1 protein-coding gene is annotated in these 209 nt (G+C 64.1%); it reads right to left on the reverse strand.

All coding sequences use genetic code 11. From position 1 onward, the window contains the following. Window positions 1-209, reverse strand: a 209-nt coding sequence (locus ACM0OY_RS40725; protein ID WP_414574353.1) for a hypothetical protein, incomplete at both ends; no start/stop codon positions are given.

A 209-nucleotide genomic window follows, 5' to 3' on the forward strand; every position in this document is an offset into this window, starting at 1 on the left:
CCCCGGCTGCATCCAGGCCGACAGTTCCGCCTGTTCGCTGATCGGACGGCCCAGATCGACGCTCTGCACACCCGGATAGCCGATCCAGACATCCGCCGACGACTTGGTCACATACAGGCTGGACAGAGAGAAGATGCCCAGGATCAGCGCGGCCTGAAGCAGCACCAGCAGGCCAGAAAAGGCCACCGCCACCACAGCAGGCGAGAACC

The sequence above is a fragment of the Nostoc sp. CCY 9925 genome (assembly GCF_963920935.1).
Lineage (GTDB): Bacteria > Cyanobacteriota > Cyanobacteriia > Cyanobacteriales > Nostocaceae > Nostoc.